This is a genomic window from Azospirillum terrae, from assembly GCF_053470425.1.
This window is the reverse complement of the sequence record NZ_JBPXMR010000014.1, coordinates 94916-107555: the sequence shown is the minus strand read 5'-3', so window position 1 is coordinate 107555 and position 12640 is coordinate 94916. Positions and strand designations below refer to the sequence as shown.

General features: G+C 68.7%; 12 protein-coding genes. 8 read left to right on the top strand and 4 right to left on the bottom strand.

Annotated features, from left to right (window positions below):
- The first annotated feature begins 16 nt into the window (after positions 1-16).
- Positions 17-721, top strand: a complete 705-nt coding sequence (locus ACSVDD_RS25250) for a hypothetical protein (protein WP_448192180.1) — start codon at positions 17-19, stop codon at positions 719-721.
- A 17-nt stretch (positions 722-738) separates the two neighbouring features.
- Here the strand turns inward: ACSVDD_RS25250 and ACSVDD_RS25245 are convergent, their stop codons facing one another.
- On the bottom strand, positions 739-1428 hold the full coding sequence (locus ACSVDD_RS25245) for a response regulator transcription factor (RefSeq protein ID WP_448192179.1): 690 nt from the start codon (positions 1426-1428) through the stop codon (positions 739-741).
- A 282-nt stretch (positions 1429-1710) separates the two neighbouring features.
- Between ACSVDD_RS25245 and ribA the strand changes: the two genes are divergently transcribed.
- From ribA to ACSVDD_RS25230, 3 genes are all read left to right on the top strand, one after another.
- Positions 1711-2889 carry a GTP cyclohydrolase II gene (gene ribA / locus ACSVDD_RS25240; protein WP_448192178.1) on the top strand — a complete coding sequence of 393 codons (1179 nt, stop codon included), beginning with the start codon at positions 1711-1713 and terminating at the stop codon, positions 2887-2889.
- A 165-nt stretch (positions 2890-3054) separates the two neighbouring features.
- Entirely contained in the window at positions 3055-3945 is an 891-nt protein-coding gene (locus tag ACSVDD_RS25235; protein ID WP_448192177.1) for a hypothetical protein, read from the top strand.
- Positions 3946-3961: 16 nt separating this feature from the next.
- Positions 3962-4474 carry a L,D-transpeptidase family protein gene (locus ACSVDD_RS25230; protein WP_448192176.1) on the top strand — a complete coding sequence of 171 codons (513 nt, stop codon included), beginning with the start codon at positions 3962-3964 and terminating at the stop codon, positions 4472-4474.
- Here ACSVDD_RS25230 and ACSVDD_RS25225 read toward each other — a convergent pair.
- Positions 4458-5147, bottom strand: coding sequence for a YggS family pyridoxal phosphate-dependent enzyme (locus ACSVDD_RS25225; RefSeq protein ID WP_448192175.1), 690 nt, complete (start codon positions 5145-5147; stop codon positions 4458-4460). The two genes, ACSVDD_RS25230 and ACSVDD_RS25225, sit on opposite strands and share 17 nt — an antisense overlap.
- 97 nt (positions 5148-5244) lie before the next feature.
- On the opposite strand from ACSVDD_RS25225, the gene ACSVDD_RS25220 reads away from it, so the two are divergent.
- Positions 5245-5802 (top strand): hypothetical protein, encoded by a 558-nt coding sequence (locus tag ACSVDD_RS25220; RefSeq protein ID WP_448192174.1) that lies wholly within the window; start codon positions 5245-5247, stop codon positions 5800-5802.
- A 56-nt stretch (positions 5803-5858) separates the two neighbouring features.
- Here the strand turns inward: ACSVDD_RS25220 and ACSVDD_RS25215 are convergent, their stop codons facing one another.
- Complete coding sequence (locus ACSVDD_RS25215; RefSeq protein WP_448192173.1) at positions 5859-7034, bottom strand: porin; 1176 nt, start codon at positions 7032-7034, stop codon at positions 5859-5861.
- A gap of 293 nt (positions 7035-7327) precedes the next feature.
- Positions 7328-8545: a porin gene (locus ACSVDD_RS25210; RefSeq protein ID WP_448192172.1), complete on the bottom strand. Its 1218-nt coding sequence runs from the start codon at positions 8543-8545 to the stop codon at positions 7328-7330.
- Between the two features lie 287 nt (positions 8546-8832).
- Between ACSVDD_RS25210 and ACSVDD_RS25205 the strand changes: the two genes are divergently transcribed.
- Genes ACSVDD_RS25205 through lptE form a run of 3 tightly spaced genes read left to right on the top strand, consistent with a single transcriptional unit; the run spans position 8833 to position 12510 of the window.
- On the top strand, positions 8833-9363 hold the full coding sequence (locus ACSVDD_RS25205; RefSeq protein ID WP_448192171.1) for a DUF3576 domain-containing protein: 531 nt from the start codon (positions 8833-8835) through the stop codon (positions 9361-9363).
- Between the two features lie 53 nt (positions 9364-9416).
- Entirely contained in the window at positions 9417-11987 is a 2571-nt protein-coding gene (gene leuS, locus ACSVDD_RS25200; RefSeq protein ID WP_448192170.1) for a leucine--tRNA ligase, read from the top strand.
- A gap of 22 nt (positions 11988-12009) precedes the next feature.
- Complete coding sequence (gene lptE, locus ACSVDD_RS25195) at positions 12010-12510, top strand: LPS assembly lipoprotein LptE (protein WP_448192169.1); 501 nt, start codon at positions 12010-12012, stop codon at positions 12508-12510.
- The last annotated feature ends 130 nt before the right edge of the window (positions 12511-12640 follow it).

Here is a 12640-nt window from a genome sequence, read left to right as displayed (position 1 = left end):
CCGGGATCGTCGACGGATGGACCCTGACAAGCTCGCCAAAGTCCTCGCCATGGCCGAGTCGGAGCACCAGGGCGAGGCGATGTCCGCGTTGCGCGCCGCCCGCATCATGCTGTCGCGCGCCGGGATGAGCTTCCGCGACCTGGCCGACGGCGCCCGTCCGCGCCCGGCGCCCAGCGAGCCCCCGGCCACCGCCCCCGCCCCGCCCGCCAAGGCCCCGCCGCCCGACGAGGTGGCGCTTGCGCTGCGCCGTCAGGTCGCCGACCTGGAGCGCGAGGTGGCGGCGCTGAAGCGCCAGCTCGACAAGACCGGCGGCGAGCTGGACAAGCAGCGCGAAGAGACCGACCGCTGGCGCTCGCTGGCCCGCGAGACGGCGGAAAAGCTGTGGGACGTGGGCAAGGCGCTGGAGCGGCGGCGCGTCCGCCACACCTCGGCCGACAAGCGGCGCGCCATCCTCGACCATTTGCAGGACCCTGGCAGCGCCATGCTGTCCGACCACGAGATCGCGCGGCGCGTCGGCGCCTCGCCGCAGGCGGTGGCGCATTGGCGCCGGCGTCTGGCCATCGTCGGCCGCAAGGTGCGCCTGATCCCGGTGCAGCCGCGCGGGCGCGGGTTGTGGCGCCCGCACGGCGCCCCGCTCGCTCCGCTGGACAGCCCGCGCCGCCGCTGGACCGGCTATGGCCACGGGGTGACCATCGCGGCGCACAAGTCGCCGAAGCGGTAGTCCGACTTCCGACGCCCTTACGGCACCAGCCGGTACCCTCCCGGCTCGGTCACCAGGATCTCCGCGTTCGACGGGTCGCGTTCGATCTTCTGGCGCAGGCGGTAGACGTGCGTTTCCAGCGTGTGGGTGGTGACGCCCGCGTTGTAGCCCCACACCTCGCCCAGCAGCGTGTCGCGACCGACCACCTTGTCGCCGGCCCGGTACAGGTATTTGAGGATCGCCGTTTCCTTCTCGGTCAGGCGGATCTTGCGGTTCTTCTCTTCGATCAGCAGCAGCTTGGCGGCCGGGCGGAACAGGTAGGGGCCGATGGTGAAGACCGCGTCCTCGCTCTGCTCGAACTGGCGGAGCTGCGCGCGCAGCCGGGCCAGCAGCACGCCCAGGCGGAACGGCTTGGTGACGTAGTCGTTGGCACCGGAATCCAGGCCGAGGATGGCGTCGGCGTCGGTGCCCGCCGCCGTCAGCATGATGATCGGGCAGCGCACCCCCTCGCGCCGCATCAGCCGGCACAGGTCGCGCCCGTCCATGTCCGGCAGCCCGACGTCGAGCAGCACGGCGGCGAAGCCGCCCTCGCGCGCCGCCGCCAGCCCGGAGGCGCCGTCGGAGGCCTCGGCCGTCTCGAACTCCTCGTGCAGCTGGAGCTGCTCGGCGAGCGACTGGCGCAACGCGTCGTCGTCGTCGACCAGGAGAATGCGTTTGGCCGAATTCATGCGGTGCGGTTCATGGTCGCCTCAACCTTTGGTGCGGACCTTACCACGCGCGGTACCGCCTTGTCGTCGTCGTCCACGGGGCCGTCCATGGCAATTCCGCACCGTTGCGCGGCACGCAACGGACTGGCGCGCCGACAGCGCTTGCCATGGCCATGCCGACATGGGACGGTCGGGCCAACTTGGAAAGCGCCTGTGCGCGGCCCAGATGGTGCGTGACGGTTTTGCTTTTCTCCGCCTGGGCCGCTAGGGTTGCGGCCCGGTTTTACCGACCCGGTTTTTACGATGTACGCTGACGTCCGCCCCGAACCGACCCTGCCCTTCGACGAAGCCGCCATGCGCGCCGTCGATCGCGTCCTGGCGGCCTTGCGCCGCGGCGAGGCGGTGGCGGTGGCCTGCGCCGATGGCTCGGTGGCACTGGCGCTGGCGGTGGAGACGGTGGGCGCCGACGCGCTGGCCCGTCTCAAGCGGCTGGCCGGCGGCGGCGACCCGGTGCTGGCGGTGACCCGGCGCCGCGCGCTGGTCCTGGGCGCGGTCCCGGCCGGTATCACGCCGGAGGGAGCCAGGCTGGACGATGGCGGCGCGGTGATGCTGTCGGTGCCCGGCGGCCTGACCGCCGAGGACGCCGCGGCGCTGGCCGACCCCGAACAGCGACCGGACGGAGCCCTGCCCGCCGGGATGACCGCCAGCGTAGCCGAGCCCGGCTCGCGCGTCGCGGCGGCGGTGGATCTGACCAAGCTGGCGCGCCTGCTGCCGGCCGCCGTGGTGGCGCCGGCGCGTGTCACCTCCGGCGGCGTGGAGGCCTGGGCCAAGCGCCACGATCTGCTGTTCGTCCACGCCGCCGACGTCGCCGACTACCGCACGCACGTGGTGCGCACGCTGCGCCGGGTGACCGACGCGCGGGTGCCGCTGGTGGGCGGGGCGGAAAACACGCGCGTCGTCGCCTTCCGCCCGGCCGATGGCGGGCCGGAATACCTCGCCATCGTCATCGGCGAGCCCGACCCGGAGCAGCCGGTGCTGGCCCGCCTGCATTCGGAATGCTTCACCGGCGATCTGCTGGGGTCCCTGCGCTGCGACTGCGGCGACCAGCTGCGCGGCGCCATCGCCGAGATCGCCCGGCGCGGCAGTGGCGTGCTGCTGTATCTGGCGCAGGAGGGACGCGGCATCGGGCTGGTCAACAAGCTGCGCGCCTACCGCATCCAGGACCGCGGCTTCGACACCGTGGACGCCAACGAGATCCTCGGCTTCGAGTCGGACGAGCGCGTCTACCTGCCGGCGGCGGAGATGCTGCGGCAGCTGGGCTTCCGCTCGGTGCGGCTGATGACCAACAACCCCGACAAGATGCGCCAGCTCGCCCGCTGGGGGATCGAGGTGGTCGAGCGGGTGCCGCACATCTTCCCCTCGAACAACCACAACGAAGCCTACCTGCGCACCAAGGCCGAACGCAGCGGGCATATGTTCTGAGGACAAACCTTCCGGGCAGGAATCACCCGCCACCCGGCAGGAGTTGCCGGGACCCCGTGACGGAAAGCAGACAACACCGGCTCCACCGCGCGAAATCAGCCGAAAATGGCTGGCACGCCGGTTGCAACATCCCTGGTGAACCAATCCGCCGGGAGTGCCCAGACCATGACCATCGCCGCAGTGCCGCTCGACAGCGCCGCCGTGCGTCCGGCCAGCGCACCTCTCAGCGCCATCGTCCGCAGCCCGACCGAGGAGCCGTACAACGAGAAGGCCGACATGTCCTTCGGCGACTTCCTGGACATGATCAACCCGCTGCAACACATCCCGGTCGTCGGCACGATCTACCGCGCGGTGACCGGCGACACCATCAAGCCGGCCGCGCAGGTCATCGGCGACATCGCCTACGGCGGCCCCATCGGCGGCATCACCTCGATCTTCAGCGCCATCATCGCCCAGGCCAACGGCCGCAGCATGGAGGATGCCATGCTTGCCGGCATGGGGCTCGGCGGCGAGCAGCCGACCGTCGCCGTCGCCGAGGCCAAGCCCACCGCTGCCGCCCCGTCGCCGCAGCCCGCCCCGGTGGCGCCCGCCCCCACCGTCACCCAGGTCGCCGCACTGGCCGCCGCGCCGGCACCGGCCCCCTTGGCCGGCCCCACGGCCGCCCCCACTCCGGCCTCGGCATCCGGGTCGGCCGCCGCACCGCAGCCGGCAGCCGGCTCGCGTCTGACCGACAAGCCCGTCTCGTCCATCAGCGAGCACAAGCCCAGCAAGATGCCGGCGCGCGACACGGTGCTGGCCAACACCATGCAGTCGAAGCAGGTCGCGGCGCTGACCACGCGGGCCACGCCGATGCCGCCCAAAGGCCCGGCGGTGGCCCCGAGCGTGGCCGCGAACGCCAACACGAACGCCGCCAACACCAATGCCCCCAACACCAATACCAACGGCCCGGTGCCGCAGGAGATGATTTCCGACGTGATGATGCGTAACCTGGCGAAGTACGAGGCCGCCAAGAAGGCGCTCAACCCGACCACGCCGAACATCCGCGTGGCCGGCTGACGCGGACGGGGACTCCATGGACATCACGGTGTTCGCCGATGGCCGGCTGACGTGGCCGGGCGGCGTCTTCCGCTGTGCGCTCGGCCGCGGCGGGGTGAAGGCCGACAAGCGCGAGGGCGACGGCGGCACCCCCGTGGGCGTGTTCCCGCTGCGCCGCGTGCTGTGGCGCGCCGACCGGCTGGAGCGGCCGGAAACCGCGCTGCCCACCGCCCCCATCGCCCGCGACGACGGCTGGTGCGACGACCCGGCCGACCCGGCCTACAACCGCCCGGTCACCGTTCCGCACCCCACCAGCCACGAGTCGCTGTGGCGCGAGGACGGCGTCTACGACGTGATCGTGGTGCTGGGGCACAACGACGATCCCGTCGTGCCGGGGCAGGGCAGTGCGGTGTTCCTGCACGTCGCCCGCCCGGATTGGGAGCCCACCGCCGGCTGCGTGGCGCTGCCGCTGCCCGACCTGTTGCGCCTGCTGGAGGACTGCGGCCCGGACACGGTGTTGCGGGTGGTGGAGCCTATTCCGGTTCCGTGAAGCTTGGCCGGGCGCCGAAAATGGCGGTGCCGACGCGCACATGGGTGGCGCCGAAACGGATCGCCACCGGATAGTCGCCGCTCATCCCCATGCTGACCTCGGCGAGGCCGTTGCGCCGGGCCATCTCGGACAGCAGGGCGAAGTGCATGGCCGACTCCTCATCCACCGGCGGAATGCACATCAGCCCAGTCACCGGCAGATCGTAGGTGTCGCGGCAGGTCGTCACGAAGGCATCGACGTCGGCGGGCAGGATGCCGGCCTTCTGCGCCTCCTCGCCGGTGTTCACCTCGATTAGGCAGCGCGGCCGGCGGCCGGTCTTCGCCATTTCGGCGGCCAGCGCCTCGGCCAGCTTGGGACGGTCCACCGTCTCGATCACGTCGAACAGTGACACCGCGTCCTTCACCTTGTTGGTCTGCAAAGGGCCGATGAGGTGCAGTTCCAGGTCGGGGTGGGCGGCCTTGAGGGCGGGGAACTTGGCCTTGGCCTCCTGCACGCGGTTCTCGCCGAACACACGCTGGCCGGCGGCGATCGCTTCGGCGACCGCCTCGGCGCCGTGCGTCTTGGACACCGCGACCAGCGTCACCGCGGCCGAGTCGCGGCCGCAATCCCTGGCGGAGGCGGCGACGGTGCGGCGCACCTCGTCCAGGCGGGCGACAACGGTTTCGGCGGTCATGGCGGGGCTCCCTGCTGGTCCGGCGAAGGTATACACCGGCCGGCGCGGCGTGGTAACGGACCGATCAATGAAACGCAAGCCTTCGAGGAGACACCGGATGCGTGGATGGATTTTCTCCGCACTGCTGGCCGTGGCCGTCGCGTCACCGGCCCTGGCCCAGCAACAACAGAGCCAGCAGCAGCCAAGCCAGCAGCCGGGCCGGCAACTGGTCCGCATGGCGAAGGGCTCCCCCCTGGCAAAGATCTTCTTCAGCGAGCCAGCGTTGATTCTGGACGATGACGGCACCTACGCCGGTGCGATGGAGCGGGTCGGCAAGGAGGTCGGGCGCGACTGCGGCACCGTCGAAAGCTATGGCTGGGATTTCAAGGGCAAGGACCGCGAGCAGCAGCAGCAGCGCGCCTCCGCCATCTACGAGAGCACCATGGACGCCTTGAAAAGGGCCGGCTACGCGCTGGCCGAGAAGAAGACGCGTGCCGTCCCGGACCCGGACACCGTGGTCTACACCGCCGAAGGCAAGGAGAACCGCCTGCTGCTGATGTGGTCGCCGGTGCAGGACGCGACCATCCTGCTGATCTGCGACGCCGGCAAGCCCGGCCCCGCCAAGCCGCCCGCGGGGGCCGCCCCGTCAGGCAAGGCGCCGCCCGCCAAGCGGTAAAACGAAAACGGCGGCGGGTTGCCCCGCCGCCGTTTGGTACCGTGTTCGCGTCGCGATTAGAAAGCGAGGCGGGTGTCGATCATGATGATGCTGCCACGATCGCTGATCGGCGCAGTCACGTCCTTTTCCTTGGCGCGGAAGTAGCTGTATTCCAGGCCGGCGGTCAGGCCGGGCGCCACGGTGTAGGTCACGCCGGCCTGATACAGGTCCAGCTGGGCGTTGCCGGCCACCGACGGGTTGCTGCCGGCGTCGTCATAGCGCTGGTAGTTGGCGGCCAGGATGACCGGACCCAGCGTGTAGTTGGCACCGACGATCCAGGTCTCCTGGTCGTGGCCGCCGCAGAAGGTCTTGCAGTAGCCGCTCTTGCCGGCGTTGCGGTACATGGCGCCGATCTTGGCACCGGCGAAGCCAATGTTGGCAGCGACGTTGTAGGACGACAGGTTCTTGAAGTTGTTGAAGGCCGTGCCAGTGGTTTCCTTGGTGGCCGTACCGAACTCGTAGAAGCCCGACGCCTCGAACGACACCGCACCGATCTCACGGGTATAGATACCGCCGACTTCGCCGACGTCCTGGAAGCTCGGGGCATAGGCGCCGAAGCCGCCGACCGGAACCGTGCTGTACTTGCGGCGGTTCACCGAGTTGTTCGCATCGTCGCTGCGCGGGGCGTAGCTGATGCCGCCCTGGAAGCCGGCGAAGGTCGGGGTCAGGTAGATCAGGCGGGTGGCGGCGTTGCCGCTGACCAGATTGCGGAAGTTGGTCGCACGGCCGGCGATGCCGGAGTCATAGATCGGCGAACCGGCCAGGAAATCCAGCGTGCTGTTGTCGGCGCTGCCGGCAATGCCTTCGACGTTCGGGCCGATGAAGCCGTACTCATCCGACAGGCCGTTGATCGTGCCGGCCTGGACCGTACCGAAGGCGCCCTTGGCGAAGATGTAGGCGCGGTCGTTGTCCAAGCCGCGGTTGACGGCGCCGGGGCCGTTGTTGGCGCGGATGCGGATGCGGGCGCCGTACTCCAGGCCGTTGTCGGCCTTGGCGGACGGGGTGATGACGACGCGGAAGCGGTTGCGCAGCTCGGTCGAGCGCAGGCCGGCGTCCTGCTTCTGATCCACATAAGCGCCCTGGAAGTACGCGTCGCCGCCGATGGTGACGTCGAACTTGGTCTGGGCGAGGGCGGCGCTGCTGCCGGCGCAAAGCGCCAGGGCGGCGCAGCCGAGGACGAGGGAACGCTTCATTGTGGGTCGATCCTTATGCGAATGGCCGGGGGTGCCGGCTGTATCGTTGCTGTCGAAAGAGTTACCCCCCGCCTTGCCCGCTCGCAAGCCACAAACACACCCTCGCATTGCGCAAAGGAAACACCGTGACCTCTTCGACACACATGTAATAGTTTGATTTTGAACGATAAATCACGATTGCAACAAATTTAGCACATCCTCTGGCGCGAAAATGGGCATGGCGCCCGGATTTTGGGCACAAAAAAAGGCGGCAGCCGAAGCTGCCGCCTTCTCTTTCACACTGACGGTCTGAATTAGAACGCCAAGGTGGTGCGCAGGATGACGATCGAACCCTTGTCGTCGCGGCTGCCGGTGGCAGTCGTGGCCGGGAGGTCGGTGTCCGCCTTGAAGTAGTCGTACTGAGCCTGGACCGCGAAGCCCGGAGCCACGGTGTAGCTGGCGCCGATTTCGTAGACGTCCACGCGACGCTTGCCAGCAACGAGCACGCTGCCAGCATCCTGGCCGCGGGTGAAGCCGGCGCCGACGACGATCGGGCCGACGGTGTACTGGCCACCAACGGTCCAGACGTTGGCCGAGTCCTGGAACGGAGCAATAACGCCCGACTTGTTCAGGCCGGACTTGCCCCAGTCGGTGTAGCTGCCGCCGAGGGTGAAGCCGGCGAAGCCGACCTGAGCACCAGCCTGCCAAGCGCGCAGGTCCTTGAAGGAACCGGCGCCCGTGGCGGGATCCGAAGCCTTACCGCCGTAGTAGCCAGCGCCGGCCTTGACGGCCACGCCGCCGAAGGTGGCGTCGTAGTTGGCACCGAGTTCCCACAGATCCTGCTGGCTCGGCTGGAAGGCCGCGGTCGAGGCGACGGAGCCGACCTTCAGACGGTTGACGCTGTTCTGCGAGTCGTCGTTGCGCGGCGTGTAGCTGGCGCCGAGCTGGAAGCCGGCGAGGCGCGGCGAGAAGTACACGATGCGGGTCGCGACGTCGCCGAAGGTCGGCCACGCGAAGGTGCCGCCGGTCATGGCGCTGTTCAGCTGGCCGCCAGCAACGTCCGCACCCGAGGTCAGGCCGGCGCCGCCGAGAGCCTGCGCACCACCGATGTACGACAGGGCCTGGTCAAACAGACCGAACGGCAGGTAGTCGATCGGGCGCGAGACGATGGTCTCGTCGTTGTAGGTGTTGGACGTGCCGATACGGACCTGACCGAAGCCACCCTGCGCGAAGATGTACGCGCGATCCTGGGTCAGCGTGCGGCCGGCGGCGTTGTTGTTGTCGGCGCGGATGCGGATGCGGGCGCCGTACTCGAGGCCGTTGTCGGCCTTGGCCGACGGGATGATGTTCACGCGGAAGCGGTTGCGCATCTCGGTCGAGCGCAGGCCGGCATCGCGGTCCTGCTCAACGTAGCCCCACTCGGCGAACACGTCGCCACCGACCTTGACTTCGAACTTGGCCTGGGCATTGGCAGCGCCGCTTCCCAAAGCCAGAGCAACGACGGCGCAGCCCGCCAACAGATACCGATTCATAGTGTTGCCTCCATCCTGGCAGTAAATTTTTAGCCGGGGTTCAACTTCCTGGCTGCCCATGTGGTACGCACACCGGACGATGGCAGCAAGCCGAAACGTGCCCTCCATGCTGCTTTGATGGAACAGTGTGACCCACGAACCACACCGCTCTCCATCGCCAGACAGCCTGCGGAACGGCGCGGCCGCGCATCGGCTGTTGCGTGCGTTGGCGGTTTTATGGTCTTTTCAGCGGCGTCCGTCGCGCGACCGCGCGGGGGCTCCCATTGCATTGACGATAAAGTCCAGCCATGCGCCGCATCCGCACCGCCTTCGTCGCCCCCGCGATTCTCGCTTCGCTCCTGCTGGCCGGCTGCGGCCTGGGCGGCAAAACCGACACCCAGGAGGACGCGCTCAAGCGCGACGAATACAAGTTCGGCAGCCTGCTCGGCACCGACGGGGGCATCAGCCTCTTCGGCCCCAACAAGAAGAAGACCGATCAGGGCGACCCGAACGGCCTGGGCGTCAACAGCTTCCTGTGGCGGGCGTCGCTCGACACGCTGGCGTTCATGCCCATCGTCTCGGCCGACCCGTTCGGCGGCGTCATCCTGACCGACTGGTACACCCCGCCGGAGTCGGCCAACGAGCGCTTCAAGGTCAACCTGTACATCCTCGACCGCCAGCTGCGCGCCGACGGCGTGCGGGTGTCGGTGTTCAAGCAGCAGCGCACCGGCAACGACTGGCGCGACACCCCCGTCGCCCAGGAGACCTCCGGCCAGATCGAGGACGCCGTCCTGACCCGCGCCCGCCAGCTCCGCATCGCCCAGGCGTCGGCCAAGTAATATCGGGCTAACACAGCCACCAGCATCAGAACCGAACGGGACCGCTTACTGTCATGTCGCGCTACAATGTAAAAGAGACCGAGGCGAAGTGGCAGGCGGAATGGGAGCGGCGGTCCTGCTTCACAGCGATCGAGGACCCCGCCCGGCCCAAGTACTATGTGCTGGAGATGTTCCCCTATCCCTCGGGGCGCATCCACATGGGCCACGTGCGCAACTACACCATTGGCGACGTGATCGCGCGGTTCAAGCGGGCCAAGGGCTTCAACGTCCTGCACCCGATGGGCTGGGATGCCTTCGGCCTGCCGGCGGAGAACGCCGCGCTGGAGAAGAAGGTCCACCCCGCCAAGTGGACGCGCGAGAACATCGCCACCATGCGCGACCAGCTCAAGACGATGGGCCTGTCCATCGACTGGAGTCGTGAGGTTGCGACCTGCGACGTGGAATACTATCGCCACGAGCAGAAAATGTTCATCGACTTCATGAAGGCGGGCCTCGCCTACCGCAAGGAGTCGTGGGTCAACTGGGACCCGGTGGACAACACCGTGCTCGCCAACGAGCAGGTGATCGACGGCCGCGGCTGGCGCACCGGCGCCCTGGTCGAGAAGCGCAAGCTGTCCCAGTGGTTCCTGAAGATCACCGCCTATGCCGAGGATCTGCTGAAGGGCATCGAGTCGCTGGACCGCTGGCCCGAGCGCGTGCGCCTGATGCAGGAGAACTGGATCGGCAAGTCCACCGGCGTGCGCTTCCGGTTCGACATCCAGGGGCGTTCGGAGAAGCTGGAGGTGTTCACCACCCGGCCCGACACGCTGTTCGGCGCCTCCTTCGCCGCCATTTCCGCCAATCACCCGCTGGCCACCGAGATCGCCGCCAACAACCCGGCTCTGGCCGAGTTCGTCGCCGAGTGCAACCGCCTGGGCACCAGCGAGGAGGCGATCGAGACCGCGGAGAAGAAGGGCTTCGACACCGGCCTGCGCGTCGTCCACCCGTTCGACCCGAACTGGACGCTGCCGGTCTATGTGGCCAACTTCGTGCTGATGGAATACGGCACCGGCGCCATCTTCGGCTGCCCGGCGCACGACCAGCGCGACCTGGACTTCGCCCGCAAATACGCCCTGCCGGTCAAGCCGGTGGTCATCCCGGCCGACGCCGACTCGGCGACCTTCGAGGTCGGCACCGAGGCCTACACCGGTCCCGGCGTGCTGCGCAATTCGCGCTTCCTCGACGGCCTCGACGTCGAGTCGGCCAAGGACGAGGCCGGCCGGCGCCTGGAGGAGATGGGGCAGGGCGAGCGCACCACCCAGTACCGCCTGCGCGACTGGGGCGTGTCGCGCCAGCGCTATTGGGGCTGCCCGATCCCGGTCATCCACTGCCCCGAGCACGGCACCGTCGCCGTGCCGGAGGACCAGTTGCCCGTCGTGCTGCCGGAGGACGTGACCTTCGACACGCCCGGCAACCCGCTGGCCCATCACCCGACGTGGAAGCACACGACCTGCCCGACCTGCGGCAAGCCGGCGCTGCGCGAGACCGACACCTTCGACACCTTCATCGAGTCGAGCTGGTATTTCGCCCGCTTCTGCTCGCCGCACAGCGCCGACAAGGCGTTCGAGCGCGCGGCGGTGGACTATTGGCTGCCGGTCGATCAGTACATCGGCGGCATCGAGCACGCCGTGCTGCACCTGCTCTACTCGCGCTTCTGGACGCGGGCGCTGACGCAGTGCGGTTACCTGGAGGTGGCCGAGCCGTTCGCCGGCCTGTTTACCCAGGGCATGGTCAACCACGAGACCTACAAGGATGCCGGCACCGGCGCGTGGCTGGCGCCGACCGAAATCGTCAAGAACGACGCGGGCGAACTGGTCCGCGAGGACGACGGCGCCCCGGTGGTCGTCGGCCGCGTCGAGAAGATGTCCAAGTCGAAGAAGAACGTCGTGGACCCGGCGAACATCATCGGCACCTACGGCGCCGACGCCGCCCGCCTGTTCATGCTGTCCGACAGCCCGCCCGAGCGCGACCTGGAGTGGACCGAAGCCGGCATCGACGGTGCGTGGCGCTACATCAACCGCCTGTGGCGGATGATCACCGAGGCTCCGGTCGAACTGCCGCCGGTGGGCGCGCCGCAGCCGGCCGAGCTGGGCGAGAAGGCGCAGGCCGCGCGCCGCACGGTTCACAAGGCCATCGCCGGCGTCGGCGAGGACCTCGACAAGTTCCGCTTCAACAAGGCGGTCGCCCGCGTGCGCGAGCTGTCCAACGCGCTGGCCGAGCTGGACGGCAAGGGGGCCGGCGAGGGCTGGGTGCTGCGCGAGGGCTACGAGGCGCTGGTGCGCATGGTCGCCCCGATGATGCCGCACCTGGCGGAGGAGCTGTGGACGGAACTCGGCCACGCCACGCCGCTGGTCGAGCAGCCCTGGCCGGAGGCCGACGCCGCGCTGGCCACCGACGACGTGGTGACCATGGCCGTGCAGGTGAACGGTAAGCTGCGCGCCACGCTGGAGCTGCCGCGCGACGTCGCCAAGGACGAGGCCGAGCGGCTGGCCCTGGCCGACGCCAACGTCCAGAAGGCCTTGGAGGGCAAGCCGGTGCGCAAGGTCATCGTGGTGCCGAATCGGGTGATCAATGTCGTCGTCTAACCAAAGGCAGCTTGGGCGGACTTTGCTGCGAGTCGGTGCCGTCGCAACGCTGCTGGCGCTGTTGCCCGGCTGCGGCTTCCGCCCGCTGTACGGCGACAGCGGCGTTGCCGGCGGCGGCGCGTCGGAAAAGCTGGAGCAGGTCGCGATCTCCAACATGCCCGATCGGCAGGGGCAGATCCTGCGCAACCTGCTGATCGACCGCTTCCATCAGACCGACCGCGGTTCCAAGACCCCCTACCGCCTGGACGCGCAGATCATCGCGTCGGAGCAGAAGCTGGCGTTGCGCCAGGATGCCTCGGCCGAGCGCGCGCAGCTGGTGCTGAACGTGCCGTTCCGGCTGATCGACAACGCCACCGGCCGCACGCTGTTCGAGGGGCGCAGCCGCTCCTTCGTGCCGTACAACGTGCTGGAGGAGCGCTTCGCCGGTCTGGCGACGCTGGACAACGCCTACGGCCGCGGCCTGACCGAGATCTCCGACGACATCACCGCCCGCGTCGCCATGTTCCTCGCCAAGGGGTCGTGACGGGGAGAGCAAGACTCCACACGGATTTTGGGGATTTGAACACGGATTGCACGGATTTTCTTATTCGTGAACAGCAGCGACCTTCGGGATGACCCGACGCCCCGCAAGCATCAAAAGATCCGTGAAATCC